This is a genomic window from Saccharibacillus sp. WB 17, from assembly GCF_008634075.2.
GTDB lineage: Bacteria > Bacillota > Bacilli > Paenibacillales > Paenibacillaceae > Saccharibacillus > Saccharibacillus brassicae.
This window is the reverse complement of sequence record NZ_VPFK02000021.1, coordinates 29,766-51,884: the sequence shown is the minus strand read 5'-3', so window position 1 is coordinate 51,884 and position 22,119 is coordinate 29,766. Positions and strand designations below refer to the sequence as shown.

The window sequence follows — 22,119 nt, the reverse complement described above, 5'->3', positions numbered from 1 at the left end:
GCAGCGGCGAGGCCGCAGGCGCCGCTTGCTGCGCGGCGCCCGCGGCCGCGGATTCGTCCGCGTGCCAGCAGGCGGCGAGGCGGCCGCCGCCCTGGTCGCTCAGCGGCGGGACGCTCTCGCGGCAGCGGTCCGTCGCGAACGCGCAGCGCGGATGGAAGCGGCAGCCATCCGGCATATCCGCAAGGCCCGGCGGCGAACCTTCGATCGCGCGCAGCCGGCCTCCGAGGCTGCCCTGCGCCGCGACGGAATTCAGCAGTCCGATCGTATACGGATGCCGGGGCTGGCCCAGCACCTGCGCGGCCGGGCCCTGCTCGGCGATGCGCCCCGCGTACATGACGACGATCCGGTCGGCCATCTCGGCCGCTACGCCCAGATCGTGCGTGATGAGCAGGATCGACATGCCGAGGCTGTCTTTGAGCTCGCCCAGCAGCTTCAGAATCTGCGCCTGGATCGTGACGTCGAGCGCGGTCGTCGGCTCGTCCGCGATCAACAGTTCCGGTCCGCCGGACAGCGCCATCGCGATCATCGCGCGCTGAAGCATGCCGCCGGACAATTCGCCCGGATACTGCTCCATGCGCAGTTCCGGTTCGGGAATGCCGACCCGGATCAGCAGGTCGATCGCGGCCTGCCGCAGCACGGCCTTTTTCCCGCGCCGGTGGGCGCGCATCGTCTCGATCAGCTGGCTGCCGATCGTGAAGACCGGATCGAACGCCGCCATCGGCTCCTGGAAGATCATCGCGATCCGGCGGCCGCGCAGATCGCGGATCAGATGCGGCGGCAGCGATTCGATATGCTGGTCGCCGAGACGGATACTGCCGCCGGCGATCCGGCCGTTCTCGTAATCGGTCAAGCGCATGATCGCTTTGGACGCGATCGTTTTGCCGCTGCCCGATTCGCCGACGAGGCATACCGTTTCTCCCGGACCGATCCCGAACGAGATGCCCGATACCGCGGTCAGCGTGCCTCGCGGCGTATCCACGTCGATCGTCAGGTCCGTCACTTCAAGCCGTGCTGTCATGTCGCCGCCTCCCCTTTCCGTATCTGTTTTTCTGTTCCAGACATAATCTTCTTTTTGCCAAGCGTGTATTTCCTTGTATCCGCCTTATGCTATTAGCGGCTCAAGCCCTGCCTTTGCGCTTCGGATCGACGGCATCGCGCCAACGGTCGCCGATCAGGTTGACCGACAGCACGAACAGCGTGATGGCCAGGCCCGGAAACGTGCAGATCCACCAGGCTACGGTCAGATAGCCGCGTCCTTGCGACAGCAGCGCGCCCCAATCGGGAATTTCTTTCAGTACGCCGAGCCCGAGAAAGCTCAGGCCCGCTCCGGCCAAAATGGAAGAACCGAGTCCGAGCGTCGCCATGACGAGCAGCGGCGCGGCCGAGTTCGGCAGCACATGCTTGAGCAGGATCGACGACGGCTTGGCGCCGAGCGCCCGCGAAGCGAACACGTAACCCCGGCGGCGGATGCCCATGATCTGTCCGCGCATAACCCGGGCATAGCCCGGCACCGACGAAATGGCGATCGCCAGCACGATGTTGCGTAGTCCCGGCCCGAGCGCCGCCGCAATCGTCAGCGCCAGCAGGATGCCGGGAACGGTAAGCAGAATGTCCATGAAGCGCATGATGATCGCGTCCAGCCGGCCGCCGACGTATCCGGCGAGCGAACCGAGCGTGCCGCCGATCAGAACGCCGACGAGCACGGAACTTGCGCCGATCAGCAGCGAATCCCGCGTGCCGTATACGATCAGGCTGAACACGTCCCGCCCGAAATAATCGGTGCCAAACGGATGCGGCGCCGAAGGAGCCTGCAAAATCGCGGCCGTATTCATCTCGGTCGGCGAATAAGGCGCGATCCAGCCCGGCACAAGCGCGCACAGGGCGAGAAAAGCGACAGCGACTGCCGCAGCTCCGGTCAGTACGTCGGCGGAGCGTAAGCGGAACCTGCTTCCGGTCGCCCGGCCGCTTCCGCCAACCGCTTCTGCGCGCTTGAACGGCGGGATGCGCCGCAGGCGTTCGGACTTCGTTTTGGCCGCAGCCGCCGAAAACTTCATAAGTTGGCTCCTCTCCGTCGAATTCTCGGATCGATCGCCGCGTACGACAGATCGACCAGCAGATTGATGCCTACATAGACGATAGCGGTGAAAAAGACGATCCCCTGCACGACCGGCAGGTCTTTGGCCATAATCGCGTCGGCGAGAATCCGTCCGACGCCCTGGCGGGAAAACACCGTCTCGATAATGACCGTTCCCGCCAACATGTCGCCGATCTGCATGCCGATCAGCGTAACCGCGGGAATAAGCGCGTTGCGCAGCACATGCTTGCCCTGGATCAGCCGCTCGCGCAGCCCTTTCGCCCGCAGCGTCGTGACGAACGGTTCGCCGAGCACGTCAAGCATGCTGCCGCGAACCATGCGCACGATCGAACCGGCTCCGACGAAGCCGAGCGCAAGCGCCGGCATGACCAGCGTCGCCCAGCCGTCCGATCCCATCGCCGGCAGCCATTTCAGCTGCACGGAGAAGATCAGGATCAGCAGGATGCCCGACCAGAACGTCGGCATCGAGATGCCGAACAGTCCGACGATCCGGGCGGCCAGATCGATTAATCCGCCTTTGCGGACAGCCGACAGCACGCCGAGCGTGACGCCGACGACGATTGCGATCAGCGAACTGGCCGCCGTCAGCAGCAGCGTCGCGGGAATCTGGTGCAAAATTTTGGGCAGCACCGGTTCGGAACCGACAAGCGAACGGCCGAAATCGCCGGTCAGCATATCGCCGAAATAAGTCAGCAGCCTTTCGTGGAACGGCCGGTTCAGCCCGAGCTGCTCCCGCAGGTTCTCGATGACTTCCGGACTGACGGAAGTCGGATCGACCATCGACAGCACCGGATCGCCCGGCAGCAAATTGAAGATACAAAAGACGAGCGCCAGCGAACCGACGATGACCAGCAGCGAGCTGGCCAGCCGGGCGCCTATGGCCTGCAGCATGGCAGGTCCTCCTTCCGTTTGCTCAAGTATGGAGTACCGTGAGGTCTCCGGCCGGTTACTTGTTCAGGTACGCGTCGTTGAAGATCGGATAACCGAACGGATCGAACGTCAAGCCCTGTACCGACCGGCTTGCGGCGACCGTGTACGGGAACACGTACACCGGCAGGATCAGCGCTTGATCGCTAATGTACTGCTGCACTTTTTTGTACAATTCCGCCCGCTTGGCTTCGTCCGGTTCGACCGCGCCTTCGTCCAGCCAGGCGTCGACCTGCGGATCGGACAAGCCGGACAGCGTACGCCGGCCTTCGCCGGCCGAACGGTAGAACGACGTCAGCCCGTTCGGATCGCTGTTGACCTGGCTGTTGCCGTACAGGTCGTAATCCCAGTTCTGGTAGACGACCGTCGCGATGTCCTGCGTAATCTCGACTTCCGTCTCGATCCCGATCCCTTTGAGCTGCTCGCGGATCATTGCGGCAACGTCGTTGCGCTTCTCGCGGTTCGGCGAACCGTCCACGTAATGCAGCGTCAGCTTTTTGCCGTCTTTGGCCCGGATGCCGTCCGCGCCTTTGATCCAGCCCAGTTCGTCGAGCAGGGCGTTCGCTTTGGCGGGATCGGGCTTGATCTTGCCTTCGAGCGATTCGTCGTACCCGAGAATGCCCGGCGTGATCGAAGACCAGGCCCGTTCGTACGTGCCGAGATAGAGCGTCTTGACGATCGAATCGAGATCGACCGCGTACTGCACCGCCTGGCGCGCTTTCAGCTCGTTCCACGGCTCATGCTCCAGATTGAAAAAGAGCGTATACGGAAAGCCGATCGTATTCGTCTGAAGCAGCTGCGCGTTGGGGTCGTTTTGCAGCGCCACCACGTTTTGCGGCGGCACGGTCTCGGCGGCCAGCACCTGCCCGCTCTGCACGCCGCCGATCCGCGTCGCTTCTTCCGGCACGATCTTGAACGTCAGCGTATCGAGATAAGGCGCCCCTGTATTTTTCGCTTCTTCGCTGCCCCAGGCGTAATCCGGGTTGCGCGCAAGCTTGATCTCCGCGTTCTCGGACCAGCCGACGAACTTGAACGGGCCGGTGCCGACCGGGTTTTTGCCGAAATTTTCGCCGTCTTTTTTGGCTGCTGTCGGAGAGACGAGGCTCAGCATGCCCTGGCTCAGATTGCCGAGGAACGCCTGCGAAGGCGTCTCCAGATTCAGCTTGATCGTATGCTCGTCCACCACTTCGGACGATTTGTACGGACGCAGCAGCGCCAGCGCGTTCGCCGCTTTGGTCTGCGGATCGATGATGCTGTCGAAATTGTATTTGACCGCTTCCGCGTTGAACGGCGTGCCGTCCTGGAACTTCACGCCCGGCTTCAGTTTGAGCGTGTAGCTCAAGCCGTCGCCTGACGCTTCCCACTCCGTAGCGAGCGACGGGCCGAGCGAACCGTCCGCTTTGCGCACGAGCAGCGTGTCGTACAGCGCGCCGAACACGCGGACCGAGACGGCCAGCCCGCTGCGGCGCGGGTCGAGCGTGTCGGGCGAAGTCGCCAGCGCATACGTCAATTCGCCGCCCTGGACCGGAGCCGAAGCGGCCGCGCCGCTGCTGCCGGCGGCTGCCTGTGCGGTGCTTGCGCCCGATGACGAACCGCATCCGGCAAGCGTCGTCGTCAGCGCAAGCGCGAGTGCGCCGAGCGCGCAGCTCAGTCTGAACCTTCTTTTTGGGGATGCGGGGAATCGGTCAGTTGTTGCGATGCTTTCCGTGACGGGGTTCGTCATGGGATCAACCTCCTTTTTGTATGTAGGGCGGCGGGCCGAAATCTTCGCGGGAGCAAGGGTTCAGCCCCGCCGCGATAAATCGATGCGGCAAACGTTCTCTCTGCGCGGAGCCTGTCCAATCAGTCGGCGCCGGCGCTTTCGATCGACGTCTCCCGGGCCGATTGGCCAAGACGCGCCGCCGTATGGCGGTTCTCCGGAATCGGCACGCCCAGATTGCCGCGCAGCGTATCGAATTCGTAATCGAGGCGGTACAGCCCGCGCTGCTGCAAAATCGGGACGACGGTGTCGACGAACGTCTGAAGTCCGCTCGGAATGTCCGTATGGATAATGAATCCGTCCGCCGCTTCGCCTTCGAACCAATGCTGAATCCGGTCGGCCACGTCTTCCGGCGTTCCGATGAAGGTCGTCTTCGGCGTCGCCGAGCGGAGCGCGACCTGGCGCAGCGTCAGCTTCTGCTCTTGGGCGTCGCGCTTGATCTTGTCCGTCCCGCTCTTGAACGCGTTGCTGCCGAGATCGCCGAGATCCGGGAAAGCTTCGTCGAGCGGATACTGCGAGAAATCGTGATGGTCGAAAAAGCGGCCGAGATACTCCAGCGCTTTGTCGATCGTGACGAGCGAAGCAATCTGTTCGTACTTCGCTTCCGCTTCTTCGAGTGTCCGGCCGACGATCGGATTGATGCCCGGCAAAATCGCGATGTCCTGCGGCTGCCGGCCGTTGGCGACGGCGCGCCGCTTCACGTCCCGGTAGAACGCCTGCGCGTCTTCGAAGCGTTCATGCCCCGTGAATACGGCGTCCGCCGAACGCGCCGCCAGGCTTTTGCCGTCTTCCGACGACCCCGCCTGAAACACGACCGGTTGTCCCTGCGACGAACGTTCGATATTGAGCGGACCTTCGACGGAGAAGTATTCGCCCTGATGGTTCAGGCGGTGCAGCTTGTCCGGATCGAAAAAGACGCCCGATGCCTTGTCCCGCACGAAAGCGTCGTCTTCCCAGGAATCCCACAGCCCGCGCACGACGTCCAGATGTTCTTCCGCGATCTTGTAACGCTCGGCATGCGCCGGATGGGCGCGAATCGTATGGTTGCGCGCCGTCCCTTCCAGCGGCGAAGTGACGACGTTCCAGCCGGCGCGGCCGCCGCTGAGCTTGTCGAGCGAAGCGAACTGCCGGGCGACCGTGAACGGTTCGCTGTACGAAGTGGAGAGCGTGCCGACCAGTCCGATCCGGCTCGTGACGGCGGCAAGCGCGGACAGCAGCGTCAGCGGCTCGAAGCGGTTCAGGAAATGCGGGATCGACTTTTCGTTGATATACAAGCCGTCGGCGATAAACACAAGATCGAACTTGCCGGCTTCGGCGATCTGCGCCTGCCGTTTGTAGAAATCGAAATTGACGCTGGCGTCGCTGAGCACTTCGGGATGTCTCCAGCCTGTAACGCTTCCGCCTACCCCGTGAATGATCGCTCCGAATTTCAAGCTTCGTTTGTTCGTCATGTTCTCTCCGCCTCTCTTTTTCTCAAAATGCGACACAACCATAATTAAATCTACAATTCCGATGTATTTGGTATGCTTTCGGGTTGAGAAGAAGCTTACCACCGCAATCGCCGCACGGTCAATCGTTTCGCTAATAGACATTTTCTATACGCTTATAGAAGAGATGTATACGAACGAAGATCACCCCCGGCCTGCGGAAAAAGACGACAAAAAACCGGCTTCCCCCGGCGCAGCATGCGTACGGGAAAAGCCGGTTTGATTGGAGAAGAAGCTTTGCTGGCGTCGGGAAGCCGTCGATAAGCGGCAAATGAAGCGCCGATCGGCGGCAGGCGAAGCCCGCTTGCGCCAGCGTCAGCGGCGCAGGGCGCGCAGCACGCCGAGGCTGCCGCTTGGCTCGAACAGCCGGTCGACGCGCTGCGCCACGCCGGCGTCCGGAATGAGCGGCGGCGCCTGATGCGGCTTGACGCGGGCGTCGATAATGACATTATCGCAGCCCCAGTGCTTGTGGTCGTACGCTGCGTTCACGCCGTATATGTCGTGCGACGGATTGCTGCGCGTAAAGCCCGCCCACAGGAAGTTGTCGAACGCGGCGCCCATGAAGGCGGAATCGTCGCACAGCACGATCAGCGGGCAGTCTTCGAGCGGCCCGCGCGCGGCGATCGCCTGCGCCAGTGCGCCGATCTCCGCTTCCGCCGACGCGTAATCGACGAACGCCGGCGCTTGCAGCAGCGCGATGCCCGGCATCGCCATCGCGGCTTGGCCGAAGCCGCCCGGCAGGTCGGACAGCGCCGCCGGCACGCCGGCCGACAGCTTGCGCACCGGCCGGCCGACAGCGGCGAAGACCACTTTGCTGCCGCTGTTCAGTCCGGTACCGGAATAATCGAGCGTATCCATCGTCGTATTCGTCTGGAAATGCAGGTCGCGCCGCAGATCGATCCGCTCCAGCACGTGCGCGAACAAAGCCGGGATGTCGTGCGCGTTGACCGGCACATCGTCTTCCGCCGTAATAAACAAATATTTGGCGAGACTGAGCTGGCCTGTCCCGAAAATCCGGTTGGCGATCGTCAAAATCTCCGCCGGGCGCTTCACCGCCTGATACGGCGTATAACGTTCGCTGCCTACGGCCAGCAGCAGCGGATGAACGCCCGCCGCGTCGACGGCGTGCACTTCTTTGACGCCCGGAATTTCCTGCTGCACCGCGCCTCCGGTCAGTTCGTGGATCAGCGCGCCGAACGCCGTATCTTCCTGCGGCGGACGGCCGACGACCGTGAACGGATACACCGCGTTTTTCTTCGCGTAGACTTTGTGCACGCGCATCACCGGAAATTCGTGCACGAGGCTGTAATAGCCCAGATGGTCGCCGAACGGTCCTTCCGGCTTCGTCTCGTCCGGGTAGATCTCGCCGGTGATGACGAAATCGGCATCGTGGCTGACGCAGAACCCGTCGACGTAGCTGTAGCGGAAATGGCGGCCCGACAGCAGCCCCGCAAACGTCAGCTCGCTCAAGCCTTCCGGCAGCGGCATGACCGCCGACAGCGTATGGGCCGGCGGCCCGCCGATAAAGCAGCTCACCTTGAGCGGCTGTCCGCGCTTGGCGGCTTTGGATTGATGCACCCCGATACCGCGGTGAATCTGGTAATGTACCCCGATCTCGCGGTCCGGCTCGTAGTCGTTGCCGCTGAGCTGAATCCGGTACATGCCGAGGTTAGCGTTCATGACGCCCGGCTTGTCCGGGTCTTCGCTGTACACCTGCGGCAGCGTTACAAAAGCGCCCCCGTCGTTCGGCCAGCTTTTGATCATCGGCAGGTCGGAGATCCGGATCTCTTCAAAATCCGCGGGCAGGCCGGCTTTCTTGATCGGCAGCGCGGTGCGCGCCGCAAGTCCGGTGCTCGCGTAACGGTGCGGCTGCTTGAGCGCCTTCATCGGATCGTTGCGTAGAGCGATCACTTCCTGCGTCGATTTCCACGTGTCGCGGAACATGTATTTGCTGCGCTCGATCGTGCCGAACAGATTCGACACCGCGCCGTATTTCGATCCTTTTACTTTTTCAAAAAACAAAGCCGGTCCGCCCGCCTCGAACGTTCTCAGATGAATGGCGGCCATCTCCAACTCGGGATCGACTTCTTCCGTGACCCGCATCAAATGCCCGGCTTGTTCCAGATCGGCGATACATTCCTGCATATTGCGATATCTCATGGCGTAGGCTCCTATTCCGATTGTGATTATTCTCCCATTCTACCTTACGCCGCCGTTCAGCGCCAATTTGCCCGTCCAACTCTTCACTCTCTTTTTTGCCCGACCGATATAAGAAAAGAGAAGACCGAGAACATTTTTGAGAGGCAGGAGAACAGACAAATGATGCACGCTCCTTATTCGATCCGAACGAATCAGTCGACCCAGAAGGTCGAGATGAAAGTCAACGGGACGTTCACGCCCCAGGATTATCAGAATTTCGCGCGCGATTACGCCAAAATGGCCGCTTCGATCGATGCCCAGGCTTTTACGCTGATCGTGGACTGCCGCGACATGGACCTGCTCGGCACCGAAGAAGTGGAGAAGCTCAAAGGTTCTTTTCACAGTTACAAAGAAACCGGCTTCCGGCGCGTTCTGTTCACGATCAGCCCGGCGCAGACGATTATCAAAATGCAGTTGGCCCGCGTCGCCCGCCAGGCCGGTCTGGACAATCACGAAATCGTAACGGAGTAGGCCACAGCGAACCGAACCCGGAGCAATCCAACAAGAGAAACCCACCCAGACGAATCCAACAAAAAAAGCCGGGTACGCATCGGAAGATGCGTACCCGGCTTTTTGGACTGCGTGCAGAAGCGCAAATGCTGGCTTGCTGCCGCGCGGCAGCAGGACTTGCGCCGGGGTCAGCGGCCGCCCATAAAAGCGGAGAGGTCCACGCCGAGACCCTGCGCAAGGCGCATGCCGTATTCGCGGTCGGCGCGCACGAAGTTGCAGATCGCGCGCAGCCGCGTCTGTTCATCCACAACGCTCAAATCGTTCACGAGATTGGCGATCAGATGGTCCCGCTCTTGGGCCGTGTAGGACCGGTACTGCATGCCGGCCTGGGCAAAATCGTCGGTCTTCGCGATCTTCTGACGGGTGACGCGGCCTTCCAGCTCGGGTTCGGACTCGCGGTAAGAATGATCTTCGACCGGGCTGTCCGCATCGCCGTTCGGCTCGTAGTTCACTTTCGGCAGGTCGCTGCGCATGTTCATCGCCCCGTCCTGCTGATGGTTGCGCACGGGCGCGTACGGGCAGTTGACAGGCAGCTGCAAGTAATTGGCGCCGAGCCGGTAGCGCTGCGTGTCCGGGTAGGAGAACAGGCGGCCCTGCAGCAGCTTGTCTTCCGACGGTTCGATGCCCGGCACGAGCGCGCTCGGCGAGAACGCGGCCTGTTCCACTTCCGCGAAGAAGTTCTGCGGATTGCGGTTCAGCGTCATCGTGCCGACGGTATGGAACGGGAATTGATCTTCCGGCCACACTTTGGTCGGATCAAGCGGATCGAATTCGTAATCGTCGATCTCGGCCTCGGGAATCATCTGGACTTTGAGCGTCCACTCCGGATAATCGCCCGCTTCGATCCGGTCGAACAGATCGCGCGTCGCATGGCCGAAATCGCGGCCCTGCACCTCGACCGCTTCGGACGCGCTCAGCGTGCGGACGCCCTGCTTCGATTCCCATTTGTATTTCACGTAGACGACGCGGCCGGCTTCGTTCACCCATTTGAACGCATGCACGCCGAAGCCGTCCATTTCGCGGTAGTTGGCCGGCGTGCCGTGATCGGAGAACAACCACGTCATCATATGCGTCGATTCCGGCATGCGGGTCATAAAATCCCAGTAGCGCGACGGTTCCTGGCGGTTCGACTGCGGGTCCGGCTTGAGCGAATGCACCATGTCGGGGAACTTGATCGCATCGCGGATAAAGAACACTGGCAGATGGTTGCCGACCAGGTCGTAGTTGCCTTCCTGCGTATAGAATTTGACCGCGAAGCCGCGCGGATCGCGGGCCGTCTCCGGCGAACCGGTGCCGTGAATGACCGTCGAGAAGCGGACGAAGACCGGCGTCTCCAGACCGGCTTCCCGCAGGAAAGCGGCGCGCGTATGGTCTGCCATGCCGTGCTCGGTCTTGAATACGCCGTGCGCGCCGGCGCCGCGCGCATGCACGACGCGTTCCGGAATACGCTCGCGGTCGAAATGGGCCAGCTTCTCAAGCAGGTGGTAATCTTCCAGCAGGGCCGGTCCCCGGCGTCCCGCCGTTCTGGAATTTTGGTTATCGCCTACGGGCATGCCCTGGTTGGTCGTCAGTCTCGAATATGTCATCTGGTAATCTTCCTTTCCCGTTCGAAGATAGAAACTGCAATTTTTCAGTAGATTTAGAATTGGTATAAGACCACTTCTAAATCGTTAACCGAATTCTACCATCTTGCCGGGCGGTCGATCATGAGGAGCACGTAAGCGTTTGGTGAAGATCCCGTGAAGGCGCGCAGCACACGGCCGCGACCTTCATGGGCAGGATGCGCAGGGTACGGGACTCAATCGGCCAAACGGTATCCGACGCCGCGAACGGTCGCCACGTAGAGCGGCTGGCCGGCGCTGTCGCCGAGCTTTTTGCGCAGACTTTTGACATGGACGTCCACCACGTTGCTGCCTCCGAAGTATTGGGTGCCCCAAATGCGGTTCAGCATGTCTTCGCGGGTCCGCACGCTGCCCTGTCCTTCGATCAGCTGCTGCAGCAGTTCGTATTCCGTCTTGGTCAGGTCGATCCGTGCGCCGCTTCGATAGACGGTCATGCGCCGGCGGTCGATCCGCAGGTCTTTGAAAATCAGCTGGTCGCGCGCATTGTCTTCGTCCGGCGAGACCGGCGCATACGGGCTTTGCGCCGTCACGCCGCGCAGGATGCGGCGCACGTGATGCAGCCCTTCCTGCGGACGCGCCGGCCAGACGAGCAGTTCTTCATGGCCGCCGGTCGCGCCGCCTTCTTCGAGCATGCGCTCGTCCACGAGAAACAGCGTCGGCACCGCCGCGTGCACCGGATGTCTGTTTTCGCGAAAAGCGCCGACCGGGTCCTGTTCCTGCGATCCGCTGACGTCGAAGATCAGCAGATCCGGCTGCAGCGCTCCCGCTTCCGAATGTTCCCAGCGATGAAATACAAGCACGTCGAAACAAGCTTCCATCAGCGTTCGCATCAATTCGTGCATCCGTCCGGGAAAAGGACTGACGACGATGATACGCCGGGTCATCTCGCACACTTCCGGTTCCATAAACGGCATGTCGCGCAGCCTTATTTCTTCCGCTTGGTTCTGCATGCTCCGCACACTCCTTCCACCACGATATGGGCGCCCTGCACCTCGTATCCGGTCTCTTCCGCGACCCGAATCATCCACTCTTCCGGGATCGGGGTCGTCACTTCGTCCACTTTGCCGCAAATTTCGCAGACGATATGCTGGTGGTCGTCTGTCCGCGCGTCGTAACGGCTGGCCGTCTCTCCGAGCTTGAGTTCGCGCAGCAGGTCTTTGTCGGTCAAATAACGCAGCGAGTTGTAGACCGTTCCGTAAGCGAAGCTGTGGCCGCGTTCCACCAGACGGTTCATGACGTCCGCCGCTGTCGGGTGATCTTCGGATTCGCGTACGACGTCGTATATGGCTTGGCGCTGGGTCGTCAGATTTATCGTTTTCATGTTGTTATTCCCCATTTGTGATCGATTTTCATTCTCATAGACTTTCAACTTAGAATAAGTATAAATCTATTTCGTACAGGAATCAATATTTTCAACGGTAAAAAAGTACGCAAATTCCAAAGAAAAATACACAAAAACGGCCGTCCCGAAGGACGACCGTTTGTTAGCGGGCTTAATGGACGCAAAAAGTGCGCCGCTGCCGCTTTCACTTGAATAACCGGAGAAACCTCTTACCGTTCGCCGCGCTTGCCATAAGCCGGCACTCTTGCCAAATCGAACGATTACGTTCGCCGGACCGATGCCCATGGAGACCATCGTCCGTTGTCTTGCCCGTTATAAGTCTTGCTGTCGCGCAATCTCGATTAACATGGATCGCGCGTGTCATAACGAAATCGTATCGTTAAAATTCATGAGCTGTCACTATACGGTGAAAGGCTTCGTTCTTTGAAATCTAAAACAACGAAAGCCCTACCTCTCTTCCATCCTTGCGGCTCCGATGACCGCGCCAGTGCGATTCGGATCTTCAAAGCATGCTATAAGTGCATTGGTGATTATTCAAGTGTCCACATAATTTTAAGTCTATTCTATTTTCCTGAAAAAGTCAAACGCTACAAAAGCCCTATTTCATCGCGGCTCTATCGGGCCGATAACTTACTTAGGCTTGTGTACAGGCGGACGAATCGTCCGACAGCCGGAGAGGAGGAACCGATATGGATATCGCGGCACTTTCCGTGGCGATGAGTCAGACTGCGTTCAGACAGCAGGCTTCGACTCAAGTCATGAACATCTCGATGGATCAAGCGAAACAGCAGGGCGAACAGATGGCCAAAATGCTCGAAACGAGCGTTGCGCCTCACGTTGGCGGCTCGATCGACATTCGCGCGTAAGCGGCGCGGCACTGTACCCTACCGGACGCGCGGCTTCAGGCGCCTCCGGTTTTTTGGCGTGTCCCGGCCTTCTTTGCCCTCTTTTCCCGCTTCGCTTTGTCGCTGTTCATGCTATAGTGGATTCGATCGAAAAATACGACTCCGCCGGAGGTACTCCTTTTGCTTACGACTACCCAACTTGACGACATCAGACGTTTGCGGCGCTTGTGCGAACAGACGGACGGTCTTTTTTTGAAACTGAATGAAGATTTGCTCCGCTCGGACACCCGAAGCGACAACTTCGACTATTTCCGCTACGACGCCGACGGCGCGCTGATCGGCTTCCTCGCGCTGTACGGATTCGGCGACCAGTTCGAAGTATGCGGCATGGTGCATCCCGACTGCCGCAGGCAGGGACTGTTCGCGCAGCTGTGGAACGAGGCGCTGGCGTCGGGCGCGCTGGACACAGCGGAATCGATCCTGCTCAACGCTCCCAAAGCGTCGGATTCGGCGGCTGCCTGGCTGCGCACGCTTCACTGCCGCTACTCGTTTTCCGAATACGAGATGAAATGGCAAGATGACGTGCCCGGCAGCCTGGACGAAGCGCCCGGCACGCCGGTCTCTTACCGCCCGTTCCAGCCGGAAGACTTCCCGACCGTCGCGCGCCTGTACGCGGACGGATTCGAGATGAAGGAATCCGAAGTGTCGTCCATGATCGACGAGGAACGGCCTAACGCCAGCCGCACACGGAGCATGATCGTGCGCCGCGGCGAGACGGTCGGGACGCTCGTGCTGGACTACGACATCCCGGGAGAAAGCAGCATCTTCGGTCTGGTCGTCGACGACGCTTACCGCGGTCAGGGTATCGGACGCAGCATTTTGCGCCAGGTCATCCGCAGCGAACGCGAACGCGGCCAACAGATCCTGATCGGCGTGGAGACGGAGAACGAACATGCGCTGCGCCTGTACGAATCGTGCGGATTCCGCGCCTATACGGTGCAGGACTATTACGAACTGAAGCGCTGAGCAGACGCGCAGGCCGCTTCCCGGCTCCGGACGCAGCTTTACACCTGTCCTTGCGCTTGCTTTTGCCTAACCCGCTGCCGGCTTCGTCTCCAGGCTTCGAAACGTTCTTTTTTTCGTAAAAAAAGTTCCGAAAAAAGCTCCGCCCGAACGCATGCCGCGTTAACGGGCGGAGCTTTTTGGCTTGCGGCTTAGCACACGTAGGCGCTTCGCGCCGTCGCTCCTTCTTCTTCTTGCTGTTGGCGGCAGCGGCCGCAGGAACATGCCGCTTCGCCGCCTTCGTGCATGCCGCCGTAGGCGAGGCGCAGGTAATCGAGCGAATCTTCGTATGTATCGTCTGCCGCGTCCAACACGATCCGTTCCCCGCTCAGCACCGCATACGCTTCGATCTTCGAAGGTTCGGCTCCGAATGCCTGACGGCAAAACACCCGGGCCGCGTGGCGATACCCTTCCAGCACCCGGGGATCGTCATCGACGACGAATCGCTGCAGATGCAGACCCGCGCCGCCTTGACCCTGCCAGGCCAACTGGAAAATCATCGACAGATCGAGCTCAAGACCCGGAACATGGACTTCGAACTTTTCGTACAGCAGAACCGGACGCTGCCCTTCATGGCCGTTCTCTTCGAAAAAGGAGCGCAAATGCTGCGTCACCCGGTCTTTGAGTGTCCAATAACTCTCCTCCGAATCGAAATAGGCGATCCGGCGCGGCCAGCGGTAATCGACCAGTTCCCCGGCATCCGCATGCTCCCGAAACTTCGGCGCGGCTTCGTAATACCGATTGACCGCGTGGCCGACGGCGTACTGCACCCGCTGCGTCCAGTGATACGGCTCCTGCCGGCGCTGCGGCGGCCGTGCGGCCGGCTCCCGGCGGGTCGAGGCCAGCCAGCGTTCCAGCCGATGGTCTTCCAGCAGCCCCGGGCGTTCGGCCGTCTGCGGCGGCCGATGCCGAACGACGTTCATACGCCGACCGCGCTGCCCGCGAACGTTTTGCCGAAAGCGCGGCACGCTTCCCGTTCGTCGCCCGACGGATTGAGTTCCAATTTGAGCGGCTCCAGCACCATCTGCGCGCCGCGTTCGGCCAGCTTGTCTTGCAGCAGGTCGACCGCTTTGGCGAACTGTTCGTAGACCGTATCGCCGCTGCCGAATACCGCCGCTTTTTTGCCGGCCAGATCCACTTCGTCCAACTCTTCATAGAAGTCCAGGTATTCGTCCGGCAGCTCGCCGTCTCCCCACGTATAAGCGCCCAGCATAATGCCGTCGTAATCCAGCAAAAGGTCGGCGCTGCAATCTTCGACCAGCTTGACGGTCACTTCCCCGCCCGCCTGCTCGATCCCGTTCGTGATCAATTCGGACATTTCTTCCGTGTTGCCGGTCATGCTGGCATAGATGAGAAGCAGTTTGCTCATGGTCAGACCTCCAGATTGGATTGTTAAAAACTGAATCTCTTCGAGCGAAGAAATTATATATGGCCCAGCATAAATGATAATGATTATCAATGTCAACTGTTTTTGAATTTCTGGCTTTTTGCCCCCTGCTCGGGTACAATAATACTCTGGGAATCACAGCGAACGACAAAGTCTTTTTTCTCACATTCGTGCGCAACAACGACAAAATAAGGGTGGTTTAATCTCTATGTACATGGCTCAAAACTGGAAAGACTACGAACTGATCGATACGGGCGCGGGCGACAAGCTCGAACGCTGGGGCGACGTGATCCTGCGGCGTCCGGACCCGCAGATCATCTGGCCGATCGCGGACGAAAGCGGACCGTGGCGGGATACGGCGGGGCATTATCACCGCAGCTCGGCAGGCGGCGGCAGCTGGACGTGGAAGTCGTCGCTGCCGGAGCGCTGGACGATCTCGTACGAAGACAAGCTCAAATTTTATATCAAGCCGACCAGCTTCAAGCATACGGGCCTGTTCCCGGAACAGGCGACGAACTGGAGCTGGATGATGGACAAAATCCAGAACGCCGGACGTCCGATCCAGGTGCTGAACCTGTTCGCGTATACAGGCGGCGCGACGGTCGCTTCGGCTTACGCCGGCGCAAGCGTCGTGCACGTCGATGCGGCCAAAGGCATGGTCCAATGGGCCAAAGAAAATATCCAGCTGTCGGGACTGAACGATCGCCCGGTCCGTTTCATTACGGACGACGTGTTCAAGTTCGTGCAGCGCGAACAGCGCCGCGGCAACAAATACGACGCGATCATCATGGACCCTCCGTCCTACGGACGCGGGCCGAACGGCGAGACATGGAAGCTGGAATCCAGCTTGTATCCGTTCCTTGAATCGTGCATGCAGATTCTGTCGGATAACCCGCTGTTCATGCTGATCAACTCGTACACGACCGGCATCTCGCCGACCGTGCTGTCGAACATGCTGGAGATGACGATGAAGCCGCGTTACGGCGGACAGATCAGCGCGGGCGAAATCGGCCTGCCGATCAGCCGTTCCGGCTTGACGCTGCCATGCGGCATCCTCGGTCGCTGGGAGTCGAACTGATGCACGGCGACGTCCGGGAGGTTCCTCCCGTTCCCGTGCTGCTGGAAGACAACCATGTGCTCGGCGTCGTGAAGCCGGTCAATATCCCGGTGCAGGAAGACGCAAGCGGCGACCCCGATATGCTGACGCTGCTCAAGCGCGATCTCAAGCTCCGGCACGACAAACCGGGCAATGTGTTTCTCGGTCTTGTACACCGGCTCGATCGCCCGGTCGGCGGCGCGATGGTGTTCGCCAAAACGTCCAAAGGCGCTTCGCGCCTGTCGGACGCGGTGCGCACGCACGCGATCCGCAAGACGTACGCGGCCGTGACGAACGGCGTTCCGCACAAGCGTGAAGGCCGGCTCGTCGATTATCTGCTGAAGGATGAACGCAGCAATACGGTGTCGGTCGTACCCAAAGGCACGCCGGGCGCCAAAGAAGCCATTTTGGATTACGTCGTGCTGGCCGACGACGGCCGCCGTTCGCTGATCCGCGTCGAGCTGCATACCGGCCGTTCGCATCAGATCCGCGTCCAGATGAGCCGCCTCGGCTGCCCGCTGTTCGGCGACCAGAAATACGGCGCGTCGCAGACGAAGCCGGGCGAGCAGATTGCGCTCTGGTCGGTCCGCCTGCGCTTCCCGCATCCGATCACGAAAGCGTCGACGCTGCTGATCTCGATGCCCCCGGCCGTCGCCCCGTGGACGCAGTGGCCGGACAACGTGTACAAGCTGCTCCGCGACGAACTGGAACACGGCGAGTGACGGAATATGCGTCAAGATGAATTCCGCGATACGGAAAGCAAAAGGCCCCTTTTCAAGGGGGCCTTTTTTGCGTTCACTTATCTAAATGATCCGCTTAAAATGTCCGCAGCTTACCGCCTATTGTCGTCAGCAGCTGCATATGTGCGTCGTTCGTCTAGCAATCTGGCTGCAGTAGCGTCATCGATGCTGCCAATGAATGCTTGCATGTAAGCAGGAATCGTTTTTTCTTCTACTGCTGTACTTTCGAAGGCGGACGTACCGTGAGATTTCTGTATATACCGATCCGATGGCTTTTTTGGGACTGAACGAAGAGAAGGTGCTTTTACTTTACCTCCCTGTTTCTCCCTGTAGGCAGGCGCAAGCTTATGTTTAGCGGAACTGCGTACGCCGTTTGCAAGACCTTTCGACGTTTTTCTCGTTAGGGGCATACTGAGCCCTCCTTGATTTGATTACCGTTTTAACCAAGCATCCCTACGCCTGATACAAAAAAAGCCCGGCTGCTATCGCAAAAGTAGCCGCCGGACCCCTGTATGTTCGTGCTGGGTCGATAGATTGAGTGTTTCTTTTATTCCTTCTCGAACGAAGGCAGCAGATCGACGATCGTGACCGGCTTGTCGATCGCCAGCAGCGCTTTGCCGATATGTTTGCGTTCGGTCAGCGACGCTTTGCCCGCCGGGAATTCGAGTCTTTCCCCGCTGGACAGGATTGCGACCGCCGGCATCGCCGCGCGGGTGTTGTACGCGCCGACGAGCCGGCTGCCGTTCGGCTTGACCCGCTTGCCTTCCTTGAATTCGAACGTCGCGATGCCTTTGCCGCCGCGGCTCTGCGACGGATACTCCAGCAGCATCGACCGCTTCGCGTAGCCGAGATCGCTGATAACCATCAGCTCGCCGTCGTCGCCCGTCACGAGCAGCGCGGCCGTGACCTGATCGCCTTCCTTGAGCTGAATACCGCGCACGCCGGCCGAGACCCGGCCCATGGCCGACACTTCGCTTTCGCCGAAGCGGATACTCATGCCTTCCGCCGTGACGAGCAGCAGGTCTTTGCTGCCGTCGCTCAGGCTGACCTGCAGCACTTCGTCGTCTCCGCCCAGCTTGCAGGCCGCCATGCCGCCGCTGCGCTTGGTCGCGTAATCGCGCAGCATCGTGCGCTTGACCTGCCCTTTGCGGGTCGTAAAGAGCAGCGACAGCTCGGACTCTTCCAATTCCTTGACCGGAATGATCGAGACGATGCGCTCTTCCTTATCGAGCGGAATGACGTTGACGATCGCCGTTCCGTTGTCTTTCCATTTGAATTCCGGAATCTGATGCACCGGCAGCAGGTAGAATTGTCCGCGCTGCGTGAACACGAGCAGGCGATCGAGCGTGCTGACGTCCAGCAGTTGGCGAATATAATCGCCGTCCCGCACGCCGGACGCGTTCCGGTCGCTGCCCGAACGCGTGAACGACGGCATGCCGGTCCGCTTGATATAGCCTTCCTGCGACAGCGAGACGATCACTTCTTCCTGCGGGATCATCACTTCCAGGTTCAGCTTGATCTCTTCGACTTCGCTTTGCAGCTCGGAGCGGCGGTCGATGCCGAATTTGTCGCGGATCTCCGTCAGTTCCTTGCGGATGACGGCGTCCAGCTTCCGGGGACTCGACAAGATGCCTTCCAATACCGCGATACGCTTTTCGAGATCGGAATGTTCTTTTTCCAGCTGCGTCACTTCAAGGTTGGTCAAGCGGTACAGTTGGAGGGTCAAAATGGAATCCGCCTGACGCTCGGTAAAGCCGAACATCCACTGCAAATTGTTCTGCGCATCCTGACGGTTCTTGGAAGCCCGGATCGCCGCCACGACTTCGTCCAGAATGTTCAGCGCTTTGACGAGACCTTCGAGCACGTGCGAGCGGTCTTTGGCTTTCTCCAGCTCGTGCGATGTCCGTTTGGTGATCACTTCGCGCTGGTGCCCGATATACGCCTGCAGGATCGGCTTGACGCCGAGCTGCTGCGGCGCTTTGTTGACGATCGCCACCATATTGAAGTTGTAGCTGACCTGAAGGTCCGTCTTCTTGAGCAGGTAAGCCAGAATGCCGCTTGCGTCCGCGTCCTTCTTCAGTTCGACGACGATGCGCATGCCTTCGCGGCCGCTCTCGTCGCGCACTTCAGCGATGCCTTCGACCTTTTTCTCCAGCCGGATATTTTCCATCGCCGTAACGAGGCGGGCTTTGACGACCTGATACGGAATCTGGGTAATAACGAGCTGCTGCTTGCCTCCGCGCAGATTCTCGATCTCCGTGCGCGAACGCACCTGGATTTTGCCGCGTCCTGTCGAATACGCTTCGCGGATGCCCGCTTCGCCCATGACGATGCCGCCCGTCGGGAAATCGGGACCCTGGATATGCTGCATGATGCCGTCCAGGTCAATGTCCGGATTTTCCATGACCGCGATGCAGGCGTCGATGACTTCCCGCAGGTTATGCGTCGGAATCTCCGTCGCGAAGCCTGCCGAGATGCCGCTGACGCCGTTGACGAGCAGGTTCGGGTAACGGGCCGGCAGCACGACCGGTTCTTTGGCCGTGTTATCGAAGTTGTCCTTGAACTGGACGGTACGCTTGTCGATATCGCGCAGCATTTCCATCGCGATCGTCGACAGGCGCGCTTCCGTGTACCGCATGGCTGCCGCCGGATCATCGTCGATAGAGCCCCAGTTGCCGTGTCCGTCCACAAGCGTATGCGCCATTTTCCACGGTTGGGCCATCCGCACCATGCCTTCGTAGATCGAGGAGTCGCCGTGCGGATGATAGTTGCCCATGACGTCGCCGACCGTTTTGGCCGACTTGCGGTAGCCTTTTTCCGGCGTGTTGCCCGATTCGTACATCGCGTACAAAATCCGGCGCTGAACGGGCTTCAGCCCGTCGCGCACGTCGGGAATGGCCCGGTCCTGAATAATATATTTGGAATACCGGCCGAAGCGGTCGCCGACCACTTCTTCGAGAAAAGCCGGTTTGAATTGTTCTTCCGGTACGCTCATTGGTTAAAAAACTCCTTCTGTCGCTTATTCTTCGACTTCGGTAAAGTCCACGTGCTCGACGATCCAGCGCTTGCGCGGATCGACTTTGTCGCCCATCAGCGTGGATACGCGCCGCTCGGCTTTGGCCGCGTCTTCGATCTGCACCTGAAGCAGCGTACGGCTCGTCGGGTCCATCGTCGTCTCCCAGAGCTGGTCCGGGTTCATCTCGCCGAGGCCTTTGTAGCGCTGCAGTTCGAAGTTTTTGGCGTTCTTCGTCAGCTTCTCCAGCTCCTCGTCGCTCCAGGCGTAGGACACTTCGTTTTTGCGGGAGCCTTTGCGCGTAATTTTGAACAGCGGAGGCTGGGCGATATACACTTTGCCCTGGTCGATCATCGGCTTCATGTAGCGGTAGAAGAACGTCAGCAGCAGCACCTGGATATGCGCGCCGTCCGTATCCGCGTCGGTCATAATAACGATCTTGGAAAAATTGCTGTCTTCGACGGCGAATTCCGGGCCGATGCCCGCGCCGATCGCCGAGACGATCGCCCGATACTCCTCGTTTTTGAGAATTTCGGCCAATTTGGCTTTTTCCGGGTTGAGCGGCTTGCCTTTGAGCGGCAAAATGGCCTGGATCTTGGAATCTCGTCCTTGCTTGGCCGAACCGCCCGCGGAATCGCCTTCGACGATAAACAGTTCGGTCTTCGTGAAGTCTTTGGACTGCGCCGGCGTCAGCTTGCCGTTCAGGTTGGAGCTTTCGCTGCGCTTCTTGCCCGTGCGCATCTCGTCGCGCGCTTTGCGCGCCGCTTCCCGGGCCCGAGCCGCCTGCACCGATTTGCGGATCAGAATCTGCGCGACCTGCGGATTTTCTTCGAGGAACTGAGCCGTCTTGTCGGAGACGATCGAGTCGGCCGCGCTCCGCGCCGAGGCGCTGCCGAGCTGGTCTTTGGTCTGGCCGACGAATTCCACGTCGCCCATCTTGACGCTGATGACGGCCATCATGCCTTCGCGCAGGTCGCCGCCTTCGAGGTTTTTGTCTTTTTCTTTCAGGACGCCGGTCTTGCGCGCATACTCGTTCAGCACGCGCGTATAAGCCGTTTTGAAGCCCGTTTCGTGCGTACCGCCGCCGCGTGTCGGAATCGAGTTGACGAACGAAGCGATCGTCTCGGTATACCCCGCGTTGTATTGGAACGCCACTTCGACTTCGATCTCGTCCTTCTCGGCGTAGAACCGCACGACTTCGTGCAGCACTTCCTTGCCTTCGTTCAAAAATTCGACGAACTGCTTGGCGCCGCCTTCGTAGTAGAACTCGTCCGTCTTGTCTGTCCGGTGGTCGGTCAGCACGATGCGCAGCCCGGAGTTCAGGAACGCGATCTCCTGCAGCCGTTCGGCAAGCGTCGTGTAATTGAGCGAGATGCCGCTCTTGAAGACGCGAATATCCGGCTTGAACGTGACTTTGGTTCCGGTCTGTCTCGTATTGCCGAGCACTTCGAGTCCCGTTGCCGGCTCTCCGACGTGCTCGATTCCTTTTTTGTCCACGCGATATTCGAAGCGCTGGCGATGGATCTTGCCGTCGCGATAAATTTCAACTTCCAGCCATTCGGACAGCGCGTTGGTTACGGAAGCCCCGACGCCGTGCAGGCCGCCCGACTTCTTGTATCCGCCGCCGCCGAACTTGCCCCCGGCGTGCAGGACCGTGTAGACGACCTGCGGAGTCGGCACGCCGCTCTTGTGCATGCCGGTCGGAATGCCGCGGCCGTTGTCGCGCACCGTGACGGAACCGTCTTTGTTGAGCGACACGTCGATGCGGTCGCAATGTTTTGCCAGGTGTTCGTCGACGGAATTGTCGATAATTTCCCATACCAGATGGTGCAGGCCCGACGCGCTCGTGCTTCCGATGTACATCCCGGGCCGCTTCCGGACGGCAACCAGGCCTTCGAGCACCTGAATATCGTCCGCGCCGTATCCTTCGACGATCCGTGCCTCTGTCTGTTCCACCGTATCGATCTGTTCGGCCATGATTTCTCCCTCTTTCTCTCTTGCTCGCCCTTTGCCTTCGGAACCTCAAGATCCCGAA

18 protein-coding genes are annotated in these 22,119 nt (G+C 60.0%); 5 read left to right on the top strand and 13 right to left on the bottom strand.

Annotated elements, in window-relative coordinates:
- The 6 genes from FTE24_RS11280 to FTE24_RS11255 all read right to left on the bottom strand — a co-directional run.
- Positions 1-1,018, bottom strand: a 1,018-nt coding sequence (locus tag FTE24_RS11280; RefSeq protein WP_160441728.1) for an ABC transporter ATP-binding protein, incomplete at its 3' end; no start/stop codon positions are given.
- Positions 1,019-1,118: 100 nt separating this feature from the next.
- The gene (locus FTE24_RS11275) at positions 1,119-2,054 is read right to left on the bottom strand and encodes an ABC transporter permease (protein WP_150229558.1); all 936 of its coding nucleotides are present in this window, start codon (positions 2,052-2,054) and stop codon (positions 1,119-1,121) included.
- Positions 2,051-2,986 (bottom strand): ABC transporter permease, encoded by a 936-nt coding sequence (locus tag FTE24_RS11270; protein ID WP_150229560.1) that lies wholly within the window; start codon positions 2,984-2,986, stop codon positions 2,051-2,053. The genes FTE24_RS11275 and FTE24_RS11270 overlap by 4 nt, the downstream gene beginning before the upstream one ends.
- 55 nt (positions 2,987-3,041) lie before the next feature.
- On the bottom strand, positions 3,042-4,745 hold the full coding sequence (locus FTE24_RS11265; RefSeq protein ID WP_150229562.1) for an ABC transporter substrate-binding protein: 1,704 nt from the start codon (positions 4,743-4,745) through the stop codon (positions 3,042-3,044).
- Positions 4,746-4,864: 119 nt separating this feature from the next.
- On the bottom strand, positions 4,865-6,232 hold the full coding sequence (locus tag FTE24_RS11260) for an LLM class flavin-dependent oxidoreductase (protein ID WP_150229564.1): 1,368 nt from the start codon (positions 6,230-6,232) through the stop codon (positions 4,865-4,867).
- A 351-nt stretch (positions 6,233-6,583) separates the two neighbouring features.
- On the bottom strand, positions 6,584-8,428 hold the full coding sequence (locus FTE24_RS11255) for a UbiD family decarboxylase (protein ID WP_150229566.1): 1,845 nt from the start codon (positions 8,426-8,428) through the stop codon (positions 6,584-6,586).
- A gap of 159 nt (positions 8,429-8,587) precedes the next feature.
- Between FTE24_RS11255 and FTE24_RS11250 the strand changes: the two genes are divergently transcribed.
- Positions 8,588-8,938 carry a hypothetical protein gene (locus tag FTE24_RS11250; protein ID WP_150229568.1) on the top strand — a complete coding sequence of 117 codons (351 nt, stop codon included), beginning with the start codon at positions 8,588-8,590 and terminating at the stop codon, positions 8,936-8,938.
- Between the two features lie 167 nt (positions 8,939-9,105).
- On the opposite strand, the gene FTE24_RS11245 is transcribed toward FTE24_RS11250, so the two are convergent.
- From FTE24_RS11245 to FTE24_RS11235, 3 genes are all read right to left on the bottom strand, one after another.
- Positions 9,106-10,563 (bottom strand): catalase, encoded by a 1,458-nt coding sequence (locus FTE24_RS11245; RefSeq protein WP_150229569.1) that lies wholly within the window; start codon positions 10,561-10,563, stop codon positions 9,106-9,108.
- A 212-nt stretch (positions 10,564-10,775) separates the two neighbouring features.
- Positions 10,776-11,549: a response regulator transcription factor gene (locus FTE24_RS11240; RefSeq protein WP_150229571.1), complete on the bottom strand. Its 774-nt coding sequence runs from the start codon at positions 11,547-11,549 to the stop codon at positions 10,776-10,778.
- A complete protein-coding gene (locus tag FTE24_RS11235; RefSeq protein ID WP_150229573.1) occupies positions 11,525-11,920 on the bottom strand; it encodes a Fur family transcriptional regulator in 396 nt (131 codons plus the stop codon). The genes FTE24_RS11240 and FTE24_RS11235 overlap by 25 nt, the downstream gene beginning before the upstream one ends.
- A 710-nt stretch (positions 11,921-12,630) precedes the next feature.
- Here FTE24_RS11235 and FTE24_RS11230 point away from each other — a divergent pair.
- Together FTE24_RS11230 and FTE24_RS11225 are read left to right on the top strand one after the other, a co-directional pair.
- Complete coding sequence (locus FTE24_RS11230) at positions 12,631-12,807, top strand: YjfB family protein (RefSeq protein WP_141445816.1); 177 nt, start codon at positions 12,631-12,633, stop codon at positions 12,805-12,807.
- Between the two features lie 231 nt (positions 12,808-13,038).
- Positions 13,039-13,812 carry a GNAT family N-acetyltransferase gene (locus FTE24_RS11225; protein ID WP_150229575.1) on the top strand — a complete coding sequence of 258 codons (774 nt, stop codon included), beginning with the start codon at positions 13,039-13,041 and terminating at the stop codon, positions 13,810-13,812.
- A gap of 188 nt (positions 13,813-14,000) precedes the next feature.
- Here FTE24_RS11225 and FTE24_RS11220 read toward each other — a convergent pair whose 3' ends face one another.
- Both FTE24_RS11220 and FTE24_RS11215 read right to left on the bottom strand, forming a co-directional pair.
- Positions 14,001-14,771: a hypothetical protein gene (locus FTE24_RS11220; RefSeq protein ID WP_150229577.1), complete on the bottom strand. Its 771-nt coding sequence runs from the start codon at positions 14,769-14,771 to the stop codon at positions 14,001-14,003.
- Positions 14,768-15,217, bottom strand: a complete 450-nt coding sequence (locus FTE24_RS11215; RefSeq protein ID WP_141445819.1) for a flavodoxin — start codon at positions 15,215-15,217, stop codon at positions 14,768-14,770. The genes FTE24_RS11220 and FTE24_RS11215 overlap by 4 nt, the downstream gene beginning before the upstream one ends.
- Before the next feature lie 226 nt (positions 15,218-15,443).
- Here FTE24_RS11215 and FTE24_RS11210 point away from each other — a divergent pair, with 226 nt between their 5' ends.
- Positions 15,444-16,313 (top strand): class I SAM-dependent methyltransferase, encoded by an 870-nt coding sequence (locus tag FTE24_RS11210; RefSeq protein WP_150229579.1) that lies wholly within the window; start codon positions 15,444-15,446, stop codon positions 16,311-16,313.
- Positions 16,313-17,053 carry an RluA family pseudouridine synthase gene (locus tag FTE24_RS11205; protein ID WP_150229581.1) on the top strand — a complete coding sequence of 247 codons (741 nt, stop codon included), beginning with the start codon at positions 16,313-16,315 and terminating at the stop codon, positions 17,051-17,053. Before FTE24_RS11210 ends, FTE24_RS11205 begins: the two co-directional genes overlap by 1 nt.
- Positions 17,054-17,618: 565 nt before the next feature.
- On the opposite strand, the gene gyrA is transcribed toward FTE24_RS11205, so the two are convergent.
- The gene (gene gyrA, locus FTE24_RS11200) at positions 17,619-20,066 is read right to left on the bottom strand and encodes a DNA gyrase subunit A (protein ID WP_150229584.1); all 2,448 of its coding nucleotides are present in this window, start codon (positions 20,064-20,066) and stop codon (positions 17,619-17,621) included.
- Positions 20,067-20,090: 24 nt separating this feature from the next.
- Positions 20,091-22,061, bottom strand: a complete 1,971-nt coding sequence (parE, locus tag FTE24_RS11195) for a DNA topoisomerase IV subunit B (RefSeq protein ID WP_150229586.1) — start codon at positions 22,059-22,061, stop codon at positions 20,091-20,093.
- Positions 22,062-22,119: the final 58 nt, after the last annotated feature.